The sequence below is a fragment of the Sporomusa sp. 246TCP1 genome (genome assembly GCF_057319775.1).
Window position 1 is genome coordinate 2,478,973 of sequence record NZ_CM170492.1, and the last position, 22,736, is coordinate 2,501,708.

Here is a 22,736-nt window from a genome sequence, read left to right on the forward strand (position 1 = left end):
TTAATAATTATGATTTTATAAAAAAAGAGGTGCTAAAAATATTTTAGTGAAATATTTTAGTAAATCTTTTTTAGAACCTCTTTTCTTTACTATTTCTTCAAAGGGTATTCACCAGAATAAGAAATAAACACATAAACAGCAAAAAGGAAGCCCGTAATACGGACTTCCTTTGCATAATGGCAGGCACAAAAATTCCTTTTTGCACCCTGTTTACTATCTCCTGGCTGGAAATAGTAACTCGGAACTCTTAATAATATATATTTGCTTCTATACTTTAAGATTCCTGCAAAAAAAAAATTTTTTAAGGAAATTTTTACATTTTATAAATTATTTTTAATTGTCCCATCTCTTGAATATAATTATACCTGCCGAATAATACTTTTTGCAGGAATTTAGTTGCTACGAAGAGAATATATCCTATCAAGAGTTCCGAGTTACTATCGCCAGATCGGCGATAGTAAACAGGGCGTGAGAAGGAATTCTCACACCAGCCATTACGCAAAGGAAGTCCGTTAACACGGGCTTCCTTTTTGTATGTAACTAGCTAATGTATAATATAACTATACTACTGGAGGGTGGAAAATGACCGAAAAGTTAGAAGTGGCTCAGGAAAAGTTGTTAAATCTAGTTCAAATTATGCCAACAGAGATAATAGAGTTAAGCGAAAGCTGGCGGAGGGTATTAGCTGAAACCATAGTATCTAATATGGATTTTCCGCCATTTGACAGGTCTCCTTTGGACGGTTATGCGATCGTAGCCAAAGATGTTGAGGGGGCTGTACCTGGCAAACCGGTAATTTTACGTCAAGTAGATTATGTCCCCGCGGGGGATATTCCACATCATACTATTACATCGGGAATGGCTTGCCGGATTATGACTGGAGCCCCTCTGCCTCCTGGAGCTACTGGAGTTGTACGTATTGAAGACACAATTGCAGATGGTGATAAGATCATTGTTTTGGATGGTCATGGGGCAGAAAAAAACATTTGTTTCCAGGGTGAAGAGATTTCAGCCGATGAAGAGGTAATATCTGCCGGTACGGCAATAAATGCAGGAGTAATCGGCATGCTGGCGGTATTGGGAAAAGCGCAGGTATGTGTTTTTCGTAAGCCGCTGGTCGCGATTATTGCTACCGGCAGTGAAATTATCCCTGTAAATTATCAGTTGACTCCTGGAAAAATCCGTAATTCCAATAGTTACATGCTTAGTGCTCAAGTTGCGGATGCCGGGGCAAAAACTATCCTTCTGGGCAATGTGTTAGATAATGTAGATGAAATAGCTCTAATGCTAGAGAATGCGTCTACCTGTGATGTTGTAATTACGACAGGCGGAGCCTCGGTAGGTGATCACGATCTAATTGGCGAAGTGTATGATAGACTCGGAATTACCTTATTGTTTGACAGAGTAAGCATTAAACCGGGAATGTCGATGCTGGCTGGTATAAAAAATGGCAAGCTTTATCTTGGATTATCTGGGAATCCGGCAGCAGCGGCTATTTCATTCGAACAGTTAGTTAGGCCAATATTGATGAAGATGTGCGGTCATAAGACATGGTGGCGGCCACGGGTAAGAGCGGTATTAGCCTCTCCGTTTAATAAAAGTACAGGGGCAAAACGTTTTGTTTGGTCGCAGTGCTGGCAAAAAGATAATGGTATTTTAGCCGAACCTTTACGCCTGCAGAGTAATGGTATGCTGAAATCGGCGATGGTTGCCAACTCGCTTATTGTAATTCCGGAAAATAGTCCTCCGTTGCCGAGCGGAAGCGAAGTCGAGGTTATTTTGCTGGTCAATGCTTAGCCGGGTTTAAAACACTTCTTGTTACTAGTTATATATGGAACCCCCCCATTACTTGCCCAGCAAGTAATGGGGGGGTTCTAACATCTTGCATCTCATATTTTTAAAGACAGAGGCGGCTTGTCTCGCCCCTATCCTTACTTAAGCACCATCATTTCAGTAGCTTTTACCAAAGCCGTAACTTTATCTCCAGGAACGAGGTTCAAGTCTTCAACAGAATCTATCGTAATGGCGGCTACCAGTTCGGTACCTTTATAATCCATAACGATTTTAGCCATAACAGTTCCTTTAACAACCTCTTTAATAGTAGCTTCTAATTTGTTTCTTCCGCTGATTTTCATTGTAAACAACACTCCTCATTTTTAAATTTTGGAAGCTCTTCCTATAAATAAAATAACATATTATTTGGCAAAAATCAATAAAAATATCTAAATTCTATCATATTCAACTAAATTTAAATAATATTATGATATATCTCAATATATCTCCGCATTTCGATTAATTAAACCAATTATCTATGTCATTTACTACTTTGAAATAATGGCTGTGTTAGCTATTGTCGGTGGGAGTTGTTAGCATGGACGTAAAGTTACTTTTCTGGGATATATTGGTACCAACTATCTTTAGCATAAACTAACAAAAATGCAAAAGTTTTCTACGAATAAACCAAAAAGAGAGCTAGCAAATTAGGTAGCTCTCTTTTTGGTTCTTACATTCACTATATGAAACTTTACTGAAATTCATTTATACTTCAACATGCTGCAGTTCATATCTCTACTGAATAGAAATGAACTGCAGCACTGACCATCTGTTGGATGGTCAGTGGAATGTTAGTTTTGAACACCAGCTGACAGAGGGAAATATAGTTTTTGGACAGTTGTGGAAAATGAAGCTAACGAAGGCGCAGGAGAGTGACCTTTTCGCATTATTTAATGATATGACTCTCCGAACCGGGTATGCTGCAGTACTCGACAAGGGCTTCAATGAGTACATCAATATCGCTTTTTCTATTCATAGGCGAAAAGCTGATCCGTAGTGCACTGTCAGCCAAAGCGCGGCTTAATCCAAGTGATTCCAACACTGAAGGGCCTCGGGTATGATTTGACTTACATGCTGCCCCGCTGGAAATATAAATACCCTTACTGTCAAGATAATATACGACCGTTTCATTTTTTACCCCCGGCAAAGAAAAATTTACGATATGGGGTGCTCCCTGGTTATTCGAATTTATAACCGCACTCGGTATTTTATCAGTTATGGCCTGGACGCAATAATCCCGAAGCCTGGTCATATGCATTATATCCTTGGGCAAATTAGCAAAAGTTATCCGTACCGCTTCACCGAAAGCGGCGATAAGCGGAGAACTTTCCGTCCCTGAGCGCAGTCCGCGTTCCTGTCCGCCACCGAACATAGTAGTATACATATTTACACCCTTTTTCACATAAAGCGCGCCAGAACCCTTAACCCCATGTATCTTATGCGCACTGATACTGATAAGATCGGCGCCAATGCCAGCTGCGGTAAAGGGTATTTTCCCAAACCCCTGTACAGCATCACAGTGCAGCAACGCCGGGGAATGTTTTCGCTTAATTATTGTTTTTATTTCATTTATGGGAAAAATAGAACCTATTTCATTGTTAACCATCATGGCACTTACCAGTACGGTTTGTTCATTAATGGACCTTTCCATAGCTTCCATATCCAGCTTACCTCCAGGTGCTGAAACATACTCCACTTCCCAGCCCTGTTTTTTCAGGTCCCGTATCGTTTTAGTTACGGCCGCATGCTCAGCTTCAGTGGTTACTATTCGTTTGCCACGATTGGAATTGGCTAAACAAGCACCAATTATGGCGAGGTTATCGGACTCTGTGCCGCCAGAAGTAAAATAAATTTCTTCAGGCGTTACATCAAGTGCGTCAGCAACACTTTGGCGGGCTTTCTCAATTTCAAACTTACTTTTCACCCCTAGCCGATGTAATGACGACGGATTTCCGTATACTTCTGTTAGCATGTTCACGACCTTTTCCGTTACCTCCGGATATGGTCTAGTGGTTGCGCTATTGTCCAAATATATCTCTGGCACTTTCCTTCCTCCGTTTTTTTCACTATTTCCTAGCCTACTTTAGTGCTGCTATTGTGTATCAATCGATTAAGTTTCAGCTACAGTTTTCCCAATGTCAATTGTATCATATCCACCTATGTTGCCAAATTCTTTTTTAATAGAAAGCTATTATGGACAAGCTATAATTCTTCTGGCCCAAAGGCATTCGGCGCACGACGGGCTATTGGCCCAGCAATCCATTTCATTACTATCCGTATAATTACACCCGTCAAGCATTTTGCAATCCGTACAAGAAGGAAAGCGATAATCATTAACAGTCTGCCTAAAATTAACATAACCGGAATCCATCCATATTTCCCGCAATGTTTTTTCATTGACATTTCCTAAATAACACGGGTACATTAGTTTTTGTCTACCATATACATAACACTGATAAGTATGCATTAGTGGGTAACAAGGACTAACGTTTCCCTTATGGTTAATACATAAAGACTTGTCCTGTACAAACTTACAATTTCGTTCTGTTCTTAATTTCATATTGGCCATATTAGCCTTAAGAGAAGTTAGCAAGGATTCATAAGAGTGACAACCAAACATCGCGCCAGTGTCATCAGTATCGTAGACAATTTCATCCTTCATGGATTCATGATAGGGCAGCAAATTGGTTACGATAACCTGGCTGGCTTTTAAATCCCATGCCATCCGGATTAACTTGGGCAACTGATCAAAGTTCTTCTTCATGGCAACAAACTCAATTCCAAGTTCCGGTTTTTTAGTCCCCCGTTCCCGCTTCATAGCCTGTAAATTTACTATATTGTCATAAACGCTCTGAAAGTTAGCCCCTTGCCGGATTTCATTATATTCTTCCTCATTGGGGCTATCGAGAGAGGTAAACAAAACATCTATCTGAAGGCCTATTAGTTTTTGAATGACTTCTTCCTGTAGAAAGGAACCATTGGTGATCATTTCCACATTCAAACCAAGTTCCTTGACCGCCTTTAGCATATCAAAAATCCTGGGATGCATCAAAGGTTCACCAAACCCGCCAAAATGAACCGACTCCAGTTCAGGCAATTCTTTTAAGCTATTTAAAATTTTCTCAAAGGTGCTCCATTCCATATGCGTCAATTCATCCTGCCATGAACTACGAATACATGTTATACAGGCAAAATTGCATTTGGTAGTAACCTCAATATATACTCTTTTCGCATCCTGTACCAGGGTAATTAACTGATATCCACTATCAGTACGAATAAATAGTGCTTCTTGATTCGCATCCAAAGAAACGGGTAATCTTACACAACCATCCTTAGCAATCTGAACCTTTTGACCTACCGGCAAAACTTGGTTTATTGTCTTTTTAACTGCTTTTTCCATTTTTCCCTCCCTAAATGAGATACTGGGTCCATTTATGGATAAACTAATGAACCACGAAGACACAAAGAGGACAAAGGTTTATTACTGGTCCTTTGTGATCTTCGTGCCTTTGTGGCTAATACCTTTTGTACGGTCTATACATAAACCGTATTATGGGTGTGGCTGAATAGCTCCGTAGACAACTAATTCCCCTTTTTCAACCATTTGCCAAGCTTTTCCATCCCAGTCGTACTGAAATAATTTTTTATTTGCAGTGTTAACCTGGATGGCAACTACGGTTTTACCACAATAATCCGCATTCTTTAGAATCGGCCTTTCTGGATTGTACGGGTATGGCGGGTCATCACGGTCAATACTCCATTCCGACCGGTCCGGAACCACTGGTATGGTAGATGGCGCAATAAAACGGTATGGGCCTTCACCATTAATAAAAACCTTGCCGCCATCCCCACTAGTCTTCGCCCGGCCTTCCAGCAGCGGATAGCCGTCACGTTCATATGCTAATAAATATCGAAGCTCGCCTTTAATTTGTTGTCCATCCAGATAAGTAGTGGTTTCGGGATACTTTATCCAAGGATATCTGGAAATAAACCTGCTTTGCGGAAAACTCTGCCGTATTTCAGTGATTGTATAATTTCGACTATAGCCGTCCGCAGAATATACCGTTATATCAGTAGCATTTGCCAAAATGCCAGCATCCTTGAGTAATTCCCAAACCTGCACCCCAGTATAGGTGGCAAAATAGTCACCAGATTTCGCTGTGTCAACAGCCATAAACTGGCTAGTCCTTGGTAAATGCATAAGCCTTTCCTTAGTATAAATAACTGCCGCTGCTTGTTTTACCGTCGGATTGTCACTAACATCGCCCGGCAAATACCCGCGGTTAATTTCCTGCTCATTGCTGAAACCGTCTCGATCAGAGTCAAGTTCTGCAATAGCAGCGAACGCCGCAGCACTGCGCCCAGCAGCAAGGTAGGCTGCACCAAACGGATTAAGCGTCTTTTGAATTCTCCCTTCCGGATGAGGCGCTTTATAGCCATATGTGGCATGACAATAATCACAGGTATCAAGGTACTTGTCCTTAGACTGCCCGCCAGTATGACAAAGATAGCAATTATCCAATTTAGTGTCTTTGGCTGCCGGATAGGCTTGCAAAAAATTACCGGTATCGCCATCATTATGGTGAGCTTTATAGGCCGCCATTACTGGAAAAACGATCAATACCAACACCACAACCAATACTACTAATAAGGGTGAACAATAGTACTTTTTCATAATTTTCCTCCCTTACTTGCCACTGCAGTGGTAAATGTCCAACCGAACGTTTGATTGCAGATAAAAGGGTTCCCTTGACTTGCCAGCGCGCCCTCATAAAAAGCCACCAAGTACTCTGTTCCTGGACGAAGATTGGCATTTATGTTTACTATATTGCCCTTGGCTTCCTCTACGGTAATACCGACTTGCCTGACCCGTACGCCAGATGATTTTTCATAAATTCGGATCGCTTGCTCATTGATAATCTTAACTGGATGGTCAACAGTCGCCGTTAAACGATTTCCCGACGGCAAGACAGCAATCCCGGGTTCCTTATCTCGCGGGTAACTTGTTACTAGTTTAATATCTGGTAACTTTACTGCCAAGGCAGGCGAAGCAGGGCCAAATCCAAATTCATTGCCTGCCTGGACTTTGAAATAATACGTCTGACCGGGAGTAAGCCCTCCGTTGCCACGACCACTAAAGCTATGTGCCGTTTCTGTAAGCTGCCATTCTTCACCAGGGGAAGGCTCCTTGCTTATATCCAGGGCGTTAATAAACTGTCCGTCAGGTTGGGTGGCAAAAACCACTCGATAGCGCTTAGCTTCAGGAACAGGCTCCCAAGCCAGTTGTACCTTATACGCTGAATCCTCCACAAGCCGCAAATTTGCTGGAACCGTAACCGGCGGCAAACCCAAGCTGAATACACCAGCACCGTAATAATCGGTTCCCTGAGCATCATGTATAACTATCTTCAGTCCATTTTGTCCTACCGATGAAGGGTTGATAATACCGGGAACAGTCAAATAAAGATCGGTATTGGCAGGTATGACTAGTTGCTCTGGCTGAGGGATAAAGCTGCATTGTATACCGTCTTTTACCTTTTTGACACTGGTTGCACCATATGCAACCGCATAAAACCGCTCCCCCGGATTTTTGTACTCCAGCCTAGCCAAAGTACAGCCCGGGTCTGCAGCCTGAATATCCTTCTGCTTAATAGTAAACCCAGGAGAAAACGAAACAGTCAACCTGCTACCTTTGGATAAGTCCAATTCCGTATCAACGTGAAATTTTATTGTATAACGCGCTTCCAGGCCAGGCACCAGTGATGAAGCCGAAACCGTTACCGAAGATAAATCACTGGCAAAAGTACTGGCAGTGACACTGACCAGCATAATAAAGGCTGCAAACACTATGATTAAAACCTGTTGCCTAATAAGATTCATGGTAAAATGTCCCTCCTTTAAAATTTGTAATCAGCACCCACCATCACGGTTCTGCCCGCCGCCGGATAGAATAGTTCATCCTGGTATTCTTTATCAAAGATGTTGGCTACTGTAATATACCAATCCTGTTTCTCGTTAATCTGACGCTTGATTTGCAAATCCATAATATGATAGCTGGATAGAGTAGGATATGTTGATTTAACTGTCGCGGTATGCCCAGTACCATCATCCCAGGTCGCTCTTTCACTGGAAAAATGCCCAGTAAGTCTGAACTTATAGCCCTTATCAGCCTGATAAGTTACTCCATAATTAATCATATTGTGAGGAGTATATTTAAGCATACTAGTTGTTCCGTCATTCTTAATACCAGTTGTATCTAGATAGGTATAATTGATAAAGCCGTCTAAGCGATTAGTAAACTGCTTGTTTAGTTCGATCTCCAGACCTTTTATTTTGGCATAGCTAACATTATTGTAAGGAACACTTTTACTCGCCAAAAAAATCATATCCTGGATATCATTTTTAAAGATGGCAATGTCGCCTGTTAAACTCTTATCAAATTGATGTTTTAACCCCACTTCATAATTTTTAGCTTTTTCTGGTTTTAGATCAGGATTTTGATTCTTACCGTAAAGTTGCTCTACCGTAGGGAAACTGCAGGTTTTGCCAAAGGAAGTCCGCAGTGTATTATTGTTATCCAGCCGGTAGACCACATTGATAGTAGGATTAGTGGCTGAATCCTTGATAGTGGCAGTATCGGTTACTTCATTTTCATCACGCCTGACGCCAAGAGTAATGGTAGTTCTCTCGTTGGGAAGAAAATTATCTTGCACGTAGTAACCATAGCGTTTGTTATTGTAAGAATCCCAAGAATAATTGTACGGATCAGATAAATCAGAATTAGATTTTTTCCAGTCGATATCATTGTATAGTGTTCCAAAAGTTAAAGTATGTAGATCGTTTAACTTATAGTTACCTTGTAATTCCACGCCATTTAAGGTGCTATCCCAATAGCTTGCATTCCATCGGCTTGTACTATAACCCTTGATTGTCGTCACTGCCGGATCATGATCGGCCCCATTAGCCCAAAGGCCGTTTTTCTCAGTAAACCGATAAACTTTAACATTATAATCCAGTTTACTATTAACCTGCTGTGCATATTGCAAAGACAAGTTACTTTTTTCCCAGTCTCTAAATTCTGTATTATTTAATCCAGCCCAAAAGCCAGTATTATAACTTATAGGCTTACCATTAGCAGGGTCAAGAGGGGCTAAACAGCCTTTATCAGTATCAGAATATCCCCCTGTAAAAGTTAACGATGCATCATTTTCAAATTTCCAGTTCAGTTTAGTATTAAAATATGTACTCTTTCTATCCGCATTGCTTATATAGCCGTCAGTATGCTCGGAGCCGCCATTAATATAATAATTAAACTTATCGTCGCCTCCACCGTATGAAACAGAGCCATTTAGCGTGCCATTGGACCCACCGACGACGGAAACTTTACCGCCCTCATAGTTCTTACCGTTTTTGGTGGTAATTAAAACCATTCCTCCGATGGCATCTGTCCCATAAGATACAGGCGCAGGGCCTTTGATAACCTCAATTTTGGCAATATTACTCACTGGGAACATATCTAGGTCCGCAGCTCCACCACTTAATTTAGAAAGCGGATCTACTAAAACACCATCAATATATATTTTCGTATAGGATAGAGCACTCCCACGGATATCCAGTGTATTGTTATTTTTCTTCCCCCGGTGCAAATTCACGCCTGGAACATCCTCCAAAGCGTCTGCCAGATTCCGGGCTCCTTTAGCCTCAATATCCTTGTCAGTTATAACGCTAGTGGTGACCAGATATTTTTCTAAAGGAATTGCTGTAACTATCACCTCGTCTAAGGTAAAAGACTCCTCCGGCACGCTTTCAGTTGCAAAAGTCAAGCCAGGCACTGATAATAAACAACAATTAAGGATTGCTAGATAACCAATCATTTTCTTGTGCATTGCGAAAATTCCTCCTTGAATTTTTGATGATTACGACCACGGTATTGTTCACCCCCTTAGTCCACACCGTCAAGACACTACTGCAAATTAAACGTAACAGGAATTGCCACCCACAAGCCTGCCCTCCTTAAACGCCGAGTAAACCTGCTAACTACGCATGTTGGTAACTACAGCCAGATCCAACTGGCTATAACCTGAACTGGCAATAACCTGAACATCCCCTACTACACCCTGCTCTGAAACCAATACCCGCAATACTTTCCACCTGAATTCCCGATGTTTCAGCCTTGATAAAATGAATTCATTTGACAAAAAAATAAAGTTCAGCATTACACAAATCACTGCACAGCTCTGAACCTTATTTCAGTATTCTTCTTTGCGCAACGCTAAACTGCTTTACTAGCGATGTTCTTCTTTGCGCAATGGCAGATATACCTGTTTCCTGGTATACCCTAACGGCCAACAGGTCATGACATCAGTTTTAGACCTGCAAGCTTTGAAGAATCTCATATTTAATTATGGGGTTAAATCTTTAATGCATTACTATACAATTAACTTTTATTTGACGAAAAAATAGAGTTCAACCTTACACAAATCAATGCGCAGCGCTGAACCTTATTTTAGTATTCTTCTTTGCGCAACGCTAAACTGCTTTATTAGCAATGTTCTTCTTTGCGCAATGGCAGATATACCTGTTTCCTGGTATACCCTAACGGCCAGCAGATCATGACATCAGTTTTAGATCTGCAAGCTTCGAAGAATCTCATATTTAATTATAGTGAAATTGTTAACAAATTAAAGCATGCCTTTAGTACGTTGTATAAATAACTGTACGTCGAAAAAAAATTAAGATCCAACATTACACAAATAAATGCGCAACGCTGAACCTTGTTAGCGGTGTTCTTCATTGCGCAATGGCAGATATACAAGTTTCCCAATATACCCTAACGGCCAATAAACCATGACATGAGTTTTAGATCTACCGGCTTGAAGAATCTCCTATTAATTTAAGGACATTATTCTACATAAAACCAAATAATCCTTTTTTTCATACATATTTTTGAGAGTTAATCATTGATTCACACTCCCTTGGTATTTTGACGGGCATTTCACCAGCAACTTGTCTGCCTGGAATTGTCCATTAGTATATTTACCAATTGCCACTATGCCGGTCGCTTGCTCTAAACCATCAGGTTTGACGCCACGATACACCACTGCAGCTTCTTCACCAGCATCATCACGCAGCATAAACTGAGTGTATCTTCCATCTTCAGCCTGCATTACTTTAGCTGAGGCCAGTATTCCCTTTACCTGAACGGTGCTCTTGGCGCTCTTGGCCTGAGCAAAGGTGACATAAGGCGTAACTGAGCTTTGAAATACAAAAACACTATAGGTGATAAACCCGGCAATGACTGCCAGACAAACCAGACGGTACTTTTTCATATTGATAGCCCCTTTCCTGGCCGCGCAGTTGTTCTGACAACACTCCGGGTTAAGAGTAAACAGTAAAGAGCCGTGGCCCCGCCCACAGCAGCCAGCAGCACATACAGCATGATCGGCTCCATAGCCACCTTGCCGGTGCCGTTGAGCACAGGCTCTGGGTGTAGTGAAAAGTACATGCGAGGGATAATAAACACCAGAAAGGGCACAGACAAAAAGGATAACAGCGCATACACAGCACTCACCGTCGCCCGTCGCTCCGTCTCTTCAATGGCTGTTCTGAGTGCCAGATAAGCACCGTAAATTAATAGCAAAATAAACACGGTCGTCTGCCGAGGGTCCCAATTCCAATATGCTCCCCAGGTCAGCTTGGCAAAAACTGCACCGCTAACTGTCGCCAAGAGGCAAAAGCCGAGACCCAACCGAGCCGAACAGGCACTCAAGCAATCATACTTACGCTGCCTGGTTCTGAGATACTGCCCAGCTGCTATGGCTGACACCAAAAAAGCCAGCACCGATACCCAGGCAACCGGAATGTGAAAAAAGGCAATCCGAACAAGGTAACCCAGTCCCGCGGCAGGCGGCACCAGGCAAAACACTGCAAACAGCACTCCAGCTATCCATACCGCAATTAATGATGCAACTATTCTAAGATTCATACATCCTCCTAATCCTGCCAAAGGTAGTCAAACAAGAGTACTCCGGCGGCAACAACCGCGGTGTCATAGCCCGCCATAAACACCAATTCGCTTAATTCAGGTATATCGCCTGATAGAATCTTGGCAGTCGCACCAATGGCGCTTAAAAATTGCGGCAACAACACCGGAAAAGTAAGCACCGTAAAGATCGCATTTTTACCTTGTGTGTACATGACCATAGCGGCTGTCAACGTAGACACAGTCGCTATTCCAGCACAGCCAAGAGCCAAAATGGTGATAAAAGGCAACCAATTCCCAACTTCAACGGCAAGAAAAATGATAAACAGCGGCACCACTAGGCAGGCCAAGCCGCATAAAAGAGCTAAGTTAAACAACAATTTACCGAAAAAGACAACTTGACCAGTAGCATATAATCGCAGTCCCAGCAATGTACCTGCTTCCTGCTCCTGGACAAACACCCGAGCCAACCCGGCCATCGCACAGAAAAATAGCACAACCCAGAGAAGGGCAGCGGCTAATTCCGGTGGCAAAGGCGCTCCGGCTATCGCCATGCTGACACTTGAGAGCGTGGTCAACGCGAACATAATTAGCGCTCCGCCAGCATACATTGTTCTAATTTCACATACCGCATCTTTGACCAAGACTGCCCATACTGCATTACTAAAGCTCAAGTGTACTGTTGCCATATAGAACCTCCTCGACCTCGTTAGTAGCAAGTATAACGGCAGCATTCTTGCTGACTGCATCAACAATCAACTCTTTTACAATGATTCTTCCACTGACGTCCAAGTTAGATGAAGGCTCGTCCAAGATCCATACAGGTGGATTAATACCTTTAATAACCGCCAGTTTTAGGCGTTGCCGCATGCCTGTGGAGTAGGTGGCAACCGGATCACACCCAGCTCCGCCTAACCCCACCTGACAGCATAACTTTTCAGCCTCAGACTTAGAACTAGGCACACCTCGTACTTTTGTCCAGAAAATAATATTTTCGATTCCCGTAAGCGCCGTATACATTGCCATTTCAGGCGATACAAAACCAGTATAAGAGATTTGCTCTTTTGGGCTTGATGCATTATCCAAAGTTAACCTAATCCGCCCAGTGCTTGGTCGAACCAGTCCCGTGATGATTTTGAGCAAAGTAGACTTACCAGAACCGTTACAGCCTGTTACTGACAAACACTGTCCACTAGCAACTTCGGCACTGATATTTGAAAACAGAAGTCTTTCACCAAACCTTTTGCCTATATTGTCAATTAAAATTCTAATATGCATATATATCTACTCCAAACAAGGACTATTTAGAGTATTATATCATTTATTGCAACTAATTGAAAATTATACGCATGAAACGAAAGTATTGCATCACCGATGAATACCGAAAGTACAATTGTAGATTATAGTCGCTTATTAAATTCATCTTCATTAAAAAACCACGGCTTGGGAATTGCCGTGGTTTTTTTAGAAGGTAATTTGTGGTTAATAACGAAATGATACCTTTATCACCTATTGTTATAATATAAAACGCAGGGGAGGTTTTTATGAATACTAATCCTAACGCTAGCATCACTTCGGCATCTACGCAAAAGGCAAAACTAAATTTACAAGACAACTTTTTGAATCAAGCTAGAAAGGAAAATATCCCCGTCATTATTCATTTGTTAAATGGATTTCCGGTAAAAGGTATCGTCAGGGGATTCGATAGTTTCACTGTTACCCTGGAAAATGAAGGGAAACAACAACTCGTATACAAGCATACTATTTCCACTATATTACCGCTTAGGCAATTTTCCTATAAATAATAAGGAATAAATCATTGCATGTGTTATGCGCTGAAGAAAGGAGGTCTTTATGTCAAAAAAATATGAATCTACGGTTACATTTGTAGCCGCTTGTATGATAAACAGGCTGTCTCCACCGCCACCTGTAAGCAACGACAATTCTAGGTATAACTCCTTTTAACCGGGGAAAAATTGCCTTGCTTACATCAATCGACGGCATCCTCCTTGGTTGAAAGGGACAAAAAGGGGGAGCTACTCAATGACAACTATTCTTAAGGACAGAACCCTATTGGGGCTAAATTTGGCAGTGCTGTTAATGATGTTCGGAGTTGGTATGATAGTTGCGGAATTGCCGCAACGAATCGTGTACTTTGACGGAAACGGGGAATCGGTAGGATATCTAGCTTCGGCGTTCGCCTGTTCCTATATACTAATCCAAGTCCCTATGGGTAGATTATCAGATAGGTTTGGCTTTAAGCCGTTTCTGATTGTCGGATACTTGTTGTGTTTTTTAGCTGGATTGCTATTTTTCTTTGCAACAAACTCTGGGTTGATGTTTTCATCCCGATTTTTGCAAGGAATCGGGGAGGCACCGATTTGGGCACTTGCTCCGGCGTTACTATCAGTAAAGTTCCCAATGGATAAGGGCAAGGTAATGGGGATATATAATGCTGTCTTCCATTTCGGTCTTACTCTGGGTCCACTTGGGGGAATAGCATTGGCAAAGGCGTTGACCGGAAATGAGGTTTTTCTTGTTTACTCTTTTTGTTGTTTAGCCGGCGCGGTTGTAATCAACCTCCTGGTAGAACCGATAACAAAAAAAGAACTAAAATCGACAAGTTTATTTGATTTTCGGAGCATATTGAAGTTGATCGGACAGCGACAAACATGTATTTCGTTGATCGGGATCATTATTTACGGTACTGGATATGGAACATTTCTCACAATTATACCCTCATTCTTATTGCAAGAAAAATCCGTAAGCTCAGTTGAAATCGGCGTGTTCTTTTCATTGTTTTATGTGGCGATAAGCTTTTCGCAAGTTATTACCGGTCCACTAACTGACATATTTGGGCGGAACAGATTTATGATTATAGGGCTTCTCGTCACAATTGCCGGGATAATTATCGCCCCGGTCTTAAGTATGCCGTTAGTCTTATTGGCACTTACAGTTGCAAGTTTAGGAATGGGTACTTTTCATCTCGCTTCAATGGGCTTTTTGAATGAGATTGTACCTGACTATTTAAAAGGCACGATTTCGGGGGCATATTACTCTTTTTGGGGTATTGGGATGTTTTTTGGTCCACCGATAATAGCCAAAATATCTACATGCACCAGTTTTAAGGTATCAATGGCGGGTTATTCACTCTTTATACTACTTGTTGCAATTGGACTGATGATTAGCTCCAGGTGTAAAGCAGAGATTAAATGAAAAATTAATTCTATGTTACACTAAAGCTTAAACAGTATACCTAGTACTTATAAACGCAATAAATATATAGCACTACCTGGCGTCTATTTCTAAAGCCGAAATAGACGTCTCCTTTTAACAAGTAGTTATTTTTTTAAGGGATATGAGGGAAAAATCCATGAATGAGTATATTGCGCTAAAGAATGCGCGGGTTCATAACTTAAAAGGTATTGATGTTACAATTCCCAAAAATAAGCTAACAGTTATTACCGGCGTATCAGGAAGCGGTAAGTCAAGCCTTGCCTTTGACACGCTTTATGAAGAAAGTAAAAGGCGCTATTTAATGTTTTCAGGCACACAATTTATGGTGGATAGCACCCCGACATTTGATAGTATATCAGGACTTTCTCCAACCGTTGCAGTAGAGCAACGTATTATCCGTCAATCAAACCCACGTAGCACAGTTGGAACAAGAACAAAAATAAGTAATATGCTCGCAATGCTATTCGCAACTTATGGTGAACACGACAACAAATATGACGATGGTCAGCCTCTTTCAATGGAGATGTTTCAGAAAAATTCTCCTAAAGGTATGTGCGTACAATGTTTAGGCAGCGGGATTATTAAACAGCTTGATGAAGAAAAGTTGTTTGCTGATTCGTCACAAAAAATAGAGGATGTTTCTCTTGGTTTAGGTAAGCGAGGAAGCACTAGAAAAATACTTGATAGCTTTTATAAATACCATAACCTTTTGCCAACACAAAAACTATCCACACTGACGGATGAACAATTATTTTATTTGAAATATGGCGATAATGGTAAGTCATCCTTTATTGGATTTATACCGTGGATAACACATATTACAAATGGCGCTTTAGCTACATCAGGCCGTCTATATACAACGCATTAAACAATGAAAAATTAAACACAAATGCGGTCGACGGTCTTAAGCGGATTACGATTAATATCATTAATAAAAGCAAATACAGCATTAGCAATTTCCTCAACTGATTTGAAAAAAACATTGTAGATGCAGGTGCGTTTGAGCCAACCCCATACTTTTTCAATTGGATTTAGTTGTGGGCTATATGGGGGTAAAAAAACTAACTCAAGTACTTCTTTGTTTTGTTGCAAAAAAGGTTGAAGCAGTTTGGCATGATGAATGCGGGCATTGTCCAAAATCATCACGATTTTTTGACCAGGATATTTCTCAAGCACCAATTGCAAAAATGCGAGAAATTGCTGTGCATCATAACTGGTAGAGTGACTACATACTACTTCTCCGGTTTCATAATCTAATACGCCGATTAGCTTTACACCACTGTGTTTTCCGTAGGTTGGAACTATTCTTTGCTTTCCTTTAGGAAACCAAGTCCGAAAAATGGCTTGATAGTCCCTAATCATGCACTCATCTTGAAACAGCAGACGGTCGATTGTACCATGCAAAAGCGAATCTTTCAGTTCATAAAGTTTTTTTAAACTCTTCTTGTTTTTGAGGATTTGCATTAGCCAGAGTGTATGTGGGCCGGGTACAGCTAAATCCAAGGCTATGCAACAAATTTAACGTACCGCGTATACTGTAAGTTACACCAAAAGTTTTCTCAATCCATTGCTGCAGTAAGGGAGCTGTCCAGTTCATTTCTACCGAAAATCCAGCGTCTTTTGGAACGTGATGTGCAACCATATCATACACTTGTTGGCATTGCTCTTCGCTTAAAAAGGTTGGCCGGCCTGGCGAATGGTTCATTCGTAAGCCTTTTAATCCGCAATTAACATAAAGATTAATATATCGATAGACTGTGCTAAGAGCCCGCCCAGTTATTTGAGAAATTGTTTCTTTTGAATACCCTTGCAAATACAGGTAAATCGTTTGATAACGTTCCTGCATCCGCGAATTCTTACATGACTTCATTTTTCTTTTGAGGCGTTTGACTCTTCGATGGATTACTTCTGATGGTAATTGGCGGATGTCTCGCATGTGTCTACCCCTTCGTCATGAATTAATTGACAAAGGATTTCGCCATAAAATCCAAAAACCATTTTCTTAACAAATAATAATTATCAATAGTTGCTTCTTTTTGATATTTTTTTACTCTTTAATGCGTCATATATAGAATATCTCTTAACCAGCGCAGGATATATGAATAAATGCTCTTGCCCTAAATGCGGAGGCACAGGGCTTGGCGAACAAGCTTCGCACACAGTTATTATGGGTAAAACCATTTCTGAACTTGAGAAAATGTACATTAAAGACCTATATATTTTTTTAGACAAAGCCACTTTGAAGCAAACGCCATTACTTGGTGAAATACTTGTAAAGCTAAACTGCATGGTTGATGTTGGCTTACATCATCTTGCGCTTTCACGCCCTGTCCCTACACTTTCCGGCGGCGAGATTCAAAGATTATTCTTGGCTTCATACATTATCGCAGAAATGGATAGCATTATTTTCATATTTGATGAACCGACAATAGGGCTGCATGAAGTAGAAAAAGCAAAGCTAATTAAAATTCTTAAAAATCTTGTTGAACGCGGAAATACGGTAATAACTGTTGAGCATGATGAAAACTTCATGCGCTGTGCCGATTATATTATTGACTTAGGGCCAAACGCGGGAATATATGGCGGCGAAAAGATTTTTCAAGGTTCATTTAACGAATTTTTATATTGCGAACATTCAAATACCGCTCCCTATTTGAAAAATGAAAGCATTTTTACGGTTAAAAAAACGTATAAACCAATTAATACGCAAAAAATTTTAAAGATAGAAAATGCCTGCTTACATAATTTACAGAATATAACTGTTACTATTCCATTAGGTTTAATAGTAGGCGTTGCTGGGGTGTCAGGCAGCGGCAAATCAAGCCTTATTTCCAATACGCTCGTACCAAAATTAAAAGATATTTTGCATACAAAATGCGTGATTGATGATGAGGATGATGAAACCTCATCTGAAACCGATAATGTAGCAATCAGCGGAACGGAACATATAAAAAAGTGCCTTGTTATAGACCAAAAGCCAATCGGTAGAAGCCGTACCTCTTGCCCTGCCACCTATACAGGTATGTTTGACCGCATTCGCGCTTTATTTGCTCAAAAAAGCGGCTTACCGGCAGGATTGTTTACCGTAAACTCCCAAGGTGGCTGTAAAGTATGCAAGGGTGACGGCGAGGTACACTATCATGTAGGTTTTGGTAATTTTATAGATTTGGAGTGTGAATCATGCGGAGGTACAGGATTTATTCCTGAAGCACTGGAAGTAACTCTTGATGGTAAAAACATCAGAGACATTTTGACCTTAACTGTTGATGAGGCGACGGAATTTTTCAAAGGTAAAGATAAACCCATTGAAAACATGCTTGCTACACTTTTACGTGTCGGAATGAGTTATATTACTCTTGGACAAAAAACACCTACCATATCCGGCGGCGAAAGCCAACGGATTAAGCTTGCGAAAGAACTGTCAAAGGGGCAAAATTCCAAAGATACCGTTTATATATTGGACGAGCCTACCACAGGGCTTTCTTTTCACGACAGTTTACGGCTTATGAAACTAATGCAAGAGCTTGTGGATAAAGGCAATACTGTCATTGTTACAGAACACGACCCGTACGTGCTGTCAAACTGCGATTATATAATTGAAATGGGAGTTGGTGGAGGTAGTGACGGCGGAAATATAATTGCGACAGGAACTCCTGCTAAATTAAAAGCTGATAAAAATTCTATTATAGGTCGGTATTTGAAGTGAATGAGGATCTAACAAAATTTACAGATGAATATATCAAACAAAAACGATACCGGCTGATAAACAGCGTCGTGCTTTATAAGGATTCCAAACTTATTTTAGCGAGATATTACAATGGATTTGATAAAAATAGCCGTAATAACATTAAATCTATTTGGAAAAGCATTTTGTCCATTTGTATAGGCATCTGTTTGGATAAGGGATATATTAAGCACCTTGATGAGCCCATTGCAAATTATCTTGATGAGTTTGCAGAAAATAATCACCCATATCATAAACTGATTACAATTCGGCATTTGCTTACCATGACGTCGGGAATTTATTGGAATGGTGGCATTCATTATCATTGCCCAATGCTTGAACAGCTCTGGAAAGTAGCAAACTGCATAGGACAGCTTGCTGACACAGCTATGGCTAATGTACCCGGAACAAAGTTTGTATATAAAGAATGGGATGTTATATTATTATCAGCGATTATTGGAAAAGCGGCAGAAAAAAGTGCATATGTGTTTTGTAAAGAAAACCTGTATGAACCGCTTGGAATAACAAGTGGCGCATGGGCTAAGTTTTCAAATGATGTTGATTATAATATAAGCAAAAATCCGAATCATGAGGCGCAGTCTGATTTGTCAGCTTGCGACCTTGCCAAAATCGGTTTTTTATTTCTGGATAATGGAAAAGATATTGTCGATGAAAAATATGTCAAGGCAGCTGTTTTGCCCTCGCAAAATGCAAAAGAGTATGGATTTTTATGGTGGTTATTTGATGGAGGTTACGCTTGCCGAGGATATGGAGGGCAAGAGATAACTATTCTGCCGGGAAAAAATATAGTGTATGTTATTCAAGCAACTCCGACCGCACAAAGCAAAAGTTATAGAGATGTTTTTGATAATATTATTCAGATGATATGAATAAATTAGTAGGGCAAACAGGGCAGTTTTCTACTCTTTGTTTGAAATTCTGCACCGTTACCAATGATACGGTTCATCTCTACTAATCTTAAATGAAAAATCTTTCACGATGAATTACATTATACAAAGTACTCCACTTTAGCCTCTGGAAAGTACGCCTTTGCCTGTGCAAACATATATTCCTTTAATGTTGCTATTGTATTATCCTGATAAAGATATTTGCCATAACCGAATTGCCCATATTTAAATCGTCGCGCTTCCTCGTCCAGAGGGAGAGTTGTTTGCGGAAACAAATCCAGTATCTGACTTTTTGCCCGCTTAGTAAAACGGTGACTGATAAATTCAAAGGTAATATCCCTACGGGCTGTCTGGGGCAACTGGTCATTTAGGGATTGGAACAACCAGTCATATTCTTCCTCCCACCCCTCGAATTGAAGAATAGGAGCAATGATGAACCCCAGCGGGTAACCGGCAGCAGCCACTTTGACCGCTGCTGCCACCCGTTCCGCCGCCGTCGGTGTTAAATGCTCGTATTTTCGTATCACAGTTGGGGCGTTGAGACTAAAACGAAACCGTGTCCGGCCATTATGCCTAACAGCCAAAAGAGAGTCAACATCCGTAAACTTCGTGACAAATCGAAACCGTCCCAATGTTCGCTCGGCAAAAAATTCAATTGCTTGCCGCAATACTCCTGTCAGGTATTCTGTCGGAATAGGGTCAGAAGTGGCCGCTCCTTCAAAAATGGTAACATCCGGCGCGCGTTCAGCTATATATTCGTCGGCCTGTTCTAATATTTGCTCATTGTTGACATATACACGCAAATATGGCTTTTTACCCAGCGTTGTGGCCAAATAACAGTACTCACACATACCGGGACAACTAGTATTTAATGGAAGCTGGTAATGGGCCGATGGCTTGCATGCTGAGAATTTAGTACTTCGACGCACGCCTACAACAAGAGTACGTTTGGCTTCACTAAAAGTCTGCTGTTGGTTTTTCCCCGGAATGCCGGTAACACGGTTATGAGACCCTGTTAACTCAATAGGCACTGATAAATCCAGCAATTTATCATAGATCTTTTTGCCAAGCGGAAATTCTAACGCCTGAGGCTCAAAAAAAGCTCGTTTAGGTACAAAGCGCATATACTTCACTCCTATAACATTTAAGCCTAGTATGCGCAATGCGCAGCGCATTAAGACTAGGTTGACCTAGATTTTAAATTTCCGGATTTCATGTTGTAATTCTTCTGCCATTTTAGCCAGGCTCTGGCTACTAGCTGCAATTTCTTCCATAGATGCTGATTGCTCTTCTGTTGCTGCTGAGACAGTTTGTGTATGTCCAAGCGCCTCGCTGCTTATAGTATCAATTTTATTTACTGCTAAAACAATATGCTGACTATCTGTTGCCATCTGTTGCATATTAGTAGAAATTTCTTTAACTTGTTCAGAAACCTCAGTCACAAGACTGGCGATATTATCAAAAGACTGACCCGCTAAAGTTACCACTTCCGTTCCTCTTTTTACTTCCTTAGTACCGTCAGTCATAGCCGCAACCGCGCTATCTGTTTCAAGTTGTATTTCGCCAATTAAATCGGCTATTTGTTTTGCGGCTTCTTGGGATTGCTCTGCAAGTTTCCTAACTTCTTCTGCAACTACGGCAAAACCTCTACCTTGTTCTCCTGCTCTAGCGGCTTCTATGGCGGCATTTAAAGCAAGCAAATTCGTCTGCCCGGCTATACCAGATATAGTATCAACAATTTGTCCAATTTCCTTAGAGCGCTCTCCTAGCTTCGCGACAACAATTGCGGAATTATTTACTGTTTTTTCTATACTGCTCATTTGTTCGTTAGCCTTGGCGATAGCCCCCAGACCATTTTGTGCCGTTTCAGCTGTTTTGTTTGTAGTGCTTGCCACAACGCTACTGTCCGCAGCCGCTTGTTGGACATTGGCCGACATATGGTTAATTGTAATTGACGTATCATCAATAGCCTTTGATTGTTTTTCTGCTCCACTCGCTACTTCTGCGATTGTTGAAGCTACCTGGGTTGCAGCTTGTGCAGATTGTTCCGCGCTTGCTGTTAACTGTTCGGATGAAGCCGCTAGCTGCTCCGCCGTCTGAGCTACATTTTTTATAAGAATTCGAAGATTTTCAGCCATACTATTAACAGCTTTAGTTAGCTGACCTACCTCATCTTTAGAATCAAAGCTAATGTCCTGTACGTTTAAGTTTCCATTCGCAATCTCTTGCACATTGGCAACTACTGCAGTAAGTGGTTTGGATATTATTGTTGCTACCCACCATCCTAATCCTAAAGCAAGTATCATGGATATTAACGGGATACAAATAAGCATTTTATTAGCAAAAGCAAAATCCAAATCATTCTGAATGTTTATCACATCTGCTGTTTTAGCATCATTTTCTGCAAGTTCGTCACAGAGCTTATTCATAGTATTGAGATGAGGTAAAGCATAATTCCTATAGTATTCGTAGGCATCTAATTTTTGTCCAGTAGATGCTATATCTAAAGATTTTTGGCGTTCGATTCTATATGAGTTTAATGCTTCTTTTATTTGGGAAATTCTTTCTCTTTCGGCCAGATCAAGATTCATTTTTTCATAATTAGCCATTATACCATCATTTTCATCTTTAAGTTTAACAAACTGTTGAGTAAATTTCTGTTCTTGATCTTTACCAATATTTAATAATATCAATTGTACAGTAATAGCTTCTCCAGCTCTAATATTGACTCTAAATGAATTTATCCATTTGATCGGCAGTAAATTATCTTCATAAATTTTAGTCACGTCCGTATTTGCTTTTTGATTAAAGTAGAAACCCGTAAAACCGATTAATCCCATTCCAATAGCCATTATTATAATAAGGCTGATAATTTTTGTTGCTGTGTTTAGATTTTTAAACATGCAGTTCGCGCCTTCTTTCATAGTCAATACCATTTCTTCGTTATACTAGGTCATGAAAACCTTATCAGAAAAAATAATAGGTTGAAACACTACAGCATTTGACCCACTCCTTTCAAAATTAATAGGCTACTAGATTGCATTAGAGTTTC

At 40.7% G+C, this 22,736-nt stretch carries 20 protein-coding genes and 4 riboswitches; of the genes, 6 read left to right on the forward strand and 14 right to left on the reverse strand.

What is annotated here, in order from left to right; genetic code table 11:
* Positions 1-148: 148 nt before the first annotated feature.
* A riboswitch (molybdenum cofactor riboswitch) is annotated at positions 149-256 on the reverse strand.
* Between the two features lie 326 nt (positions 257-582).
* Positions 583-1,797 (forward strand): molybdopterin molybdotransferase MoeA, encoded by a 1,215-nt coding sequence (locus AC1ECB_RS11895; protein ID WP_485668888.1) that lies wholly within the window; start codon positions 583-585, stop codon positions 1,795-1,797.
* Positions 1,798-1,931: 134 nt separating this feature from the next.
* Here the strand turns inward: AC1ECB_RS11895 and AC1ECB_RS11900 are convergent, their stop codons facing one another.
* The 11 genes from AC1ECB_RS11900 to AC1ECB_RS11950 all read right to left on the reverse strand — a co-directional run bounded on the left by AC1ECB_RS11900 (position 1,932) and on the right by AC1ECB_RS11950 (position 13,093).
* Positions 1,932-2,135: a TOBE domain-containing protein gene (locus AC1ECB_RS11900; protein WP_485668889.1), complete on the reverse strand. Its 204-nt coding sequence runs from the start codon at positions 2,133-2,135 to the stop codon at positions 1,932-1,934.
* A gap of 584 nt (positions 2,136-2,719) precedes the next feature.
* Complete coding sequence (locus tag AC1ECB_RS11905) at positions 2,720-3,877, reverse strand: cysteine desulfurase family protein (RefSeq protein ID WP_485668890.1); 1,158 nt, start codon at positions 3,875-3,877, stop codon at positions 2,720-2,722.
* Positions 3,878-4,024: 147 nt separating this feature from the next.
* Positions 4,025-5,233, reverse strand: coding sequence for a tungsten cofactor oxidoreductase radical SAM maturase (locus tag AC1ECB_RS11910; RefSeq protein WP_485668891.1), 1,209 nt, complete (start codon positions 5,231-5,233; stop codon positions 4,025-4,027).
* 150 nt (positions 5,234-5,383) lie between these two features.
* A complete protein-coding gene (locus AC1ECB_RS11915; protein ID WP_485668892.1) occupies positions 5,384-6,508 on the reverse strand; it encodes a GEGP motif-containing diheme protein in 1,125 nt (374 codons plus the stop codon).
* The gene (locus tag AC1ECB_RS11920) at positions 6,505-7,713 is read right to left on the reverse strand and encodes an Ig-like domain-containing protein (protein ID WP_485668893.1); all 1,209 of its coding nucleotides are present in this window, start codon (positions 7,711-7,713) and stop codon (positions 6,505-6,507) included. The genes AC1ECB_RS11915 and AC1ECB_RS11920 overlap by 4 nt, the downstream gene beginning before the upstream one ends.
* 17 nt (positions 7,714-7,730) lie before the next feature.
* A complete protein-coding gene (locus tag AC1ECB_RS11925) occupies positions 7,731-9,719 on the reverse strand; it encodes a TonB-dependent receptor plug domain-containing protein (protein WP_485668894.1) in 1,989 nt (662 codons plus the stop codon).
* A gap of 147 nt (positions 9,720-9,866) precedes the next feature.
* A complete protein-coding gene (locus tag AC1ECB_RS11930) occupies positions 9,867-9,974 on the reverse strand; it encodes an energy transducer TonB (RefSeq protein WP_485668895.1) in 108 nt (35 codons plus the stop codon).
* Positions 9,975-10,113: 139 nt separating this feature from the next.
* Positions 10,114-10,233, reverse strand: a riboswitch (molybdenum cofactor riboswitch).
* A 137-nt stretch (positions 10,234-10,370) separates the two neighbouring features.
* Positions 10,371-10,490: riboswitch (molybdenum cofactor riboswitch) on the reverse strand.
* A 116-nt stretch (positions 10,491-10,606) separates the two neighbouring features.
* A riboswitch (molybdenum cofactor riboswitch) is annotated at positions 10,607-10,724 on the reverse strand.
* A gap of 66 nt (positions 10,725-10,790) precedes the next feature.
* The gene (locus AC1ECB_RS11935; RefSeq protein WP_021170963.1) at positions 10,791-11,162 is read right to left on the reverse strand and encodes a cytochrome c maturation protein CcmE domain-containing protein; all 372 of its coding nucleotides are present in this window, start codon (positions 11,160-11,162) and stop codon (positions 10,791-10,793) included.
* Positions 11,159-11,818: a cytochrome c biogenesis protein gene (locus tag AC1ECB_RS11940; RefSeq protein WP_485668896.1), complete on the reverse strand. Its 660-nt coding sequence runs from the start codon at positions 11,816-11,818 to the stop codon at positions 11,159-11,161. The genes AC1ECB_RS11935 and AC1ECB_RS11940 overlap by 4 nt, the downstream gene beginning before the upstream one ends.
* Before the next feature lie 8 nt (positions 11,819-11,826).
* Positions 11,827-12,504: a heme exporter protein CcmB gene (locus AC1ECB_RS11945; protein ID WP_485668897.1), complete on the reverse strand. Its 678-nt coding sequence runs from the start codon at positions 12,502-12,504 to the stop codon at positions 11,827-11,829.
* The gene (locus tag AC1ECB_RS11950; protein ID WP_485668898.1) at positions 12,479-13,093 is read right to left on the reverse strand and encodes an ABC transporter ATP-binding protein; all 615 of its coding nucleotides are present in this window, start codon (positions 13,091-13,093) and stop codon (positions 12,479-12,481) included. Before AC1ECB_RS11950 ends, AC1ECB_RS11945 begins: the two co-directional genes overlap by 26 nt.
* A gap of 266 nt (positions 13,094-13,359) precedes the next feature.
* Between AC1ECB_RS11950 and hfq the strand changes: the two genes are divergently transcribed.
* From hfq to AC1ECB_RS11965, 3 genes are all read left to right on the forward strand, one after another.
* Positions 13,360-13,620, forward strand: a complete 261-nt coding sequence (gene hfq / locus AC1ECB_RS11955) for an RNA chaperone Hfq (protein WP_485668899.1) — start codon at positions 13,360-13,362, stop codon at positions 13,618-13,620.
* 238 nt (positions 13,621-13,858) lie between these two features.
* Positions 13,859-15,031 carry an MFS transporter gene (locus tag AC1ECB_RS11960; protein ID WP_485668900.1) on the forward strand — a complete coding sequence of 391 codons (1,173 nt, stop codon included), beginning with the start codon at positions 13,859-13,861 and terminating at the stop codon, positions 15,029-15,031.
* A 157-nt stretch (positions 15,032-15,188) separates the two neighbouring features.
* Positions 15,189-15,920, forward strand: a complete 732-nt coding sequence (locus AC1ECB_RS11965; RefSeq protein ID WP_485668901.1) for a P-loop NTPase family protein — start codon at positions 15,189-15,191, stop codon at positions 15,918-15,920.
* Positions 15,921-15,931: 11 nt separating this feature from the next.
* On the opposite strand, the gene AC1ECB_RS11970 is transcribed toward AC1ECB_RS11965, so the two are convergent.
* Positions 15,932-16,988, reverse strand: a protein-coding gene (locus tag AC1ECB_RS11970; RefSeq protein WP_485665795.1) for an IS630 family transposase whose coding sequence is annotated in 2 segments (ribosomal slippage) — positions 15,932-16,481 and positions 16,480-16,988 — 1,059 coding nt in all. Because the reading frame shifts where the segments join, the coding sequence is not laid out codon by codon here.
* Positions 16,989-17,150: 162 nt separating this feature from the next.
* Here AC1ECB_RS11970 and AC1ECB_RS11975 point away from each other — a divergent pair.
* Both AC1ECB_RS11975 and AC1ECB_RS11980 read left to right on the forward strand, forming a co-directional pair.
* A complete protein-coding gene (locus AC1ECB_RS11975) occupies positions 17,151-18,758 on the forward strand; it encodes an excinuclease ABC subunit UvrA (protein ID WP_485668902.1) in 1,608 nt (535 codons plus the stop codon).
* Positions 18,755-19,666: a serine hydrolase domain-containing protein gene (locus AC1ECB_RS11980; RefSeq protein WP_485668903.1), complete on the forward strand. Its 912-nt coding sequence runs from the start codon at positions 18,755-18,757 to the stop codon at positions 19,664-19,666. Before AC1ECB_RS11975 ends, AC1ECB_RS11980 begins: the two co-directional genes overlap by 4 nt.
* Positions 19,667-19,785: 119 nt before the next feature.
* Here the strand turns inward: AC1ECB_RS11980 and splB are convergent, their stop codons facing one another.
* Both splB and AC1ECB_RS11990 read right to left on the reverse strand, forming a co-directional pair.
* Positions 19,786-20,808 carry a spore photoproduct lyase gene (gene splB / locus AC1ECB_RS11985; protein WP_485668904.1) on the reverse strand — a complete coding sequence of 341 codons (1,023 nt, stop codon included), beginning with the start codon at positions 20,806-20,808 and terminating at the stop codon, positions 19,786-19,788.
* Positions 20,809-20,874: 66 nt separating this feature from the next.
* Positions 20,875-22,587, reverse strand: a complete 1,713-nt coding sequence (locus tag AC1ECB_RS11990) for a methyl-accepting chemotaxis protein (RefSeq protein ID WP_485668905.1) — start codon at positions 22,585-22,587, stop codon at positions 20,875-20,877.
* Between the last annotated feature and the right edge of the window lie 149 nt (positions 22,588-22,736).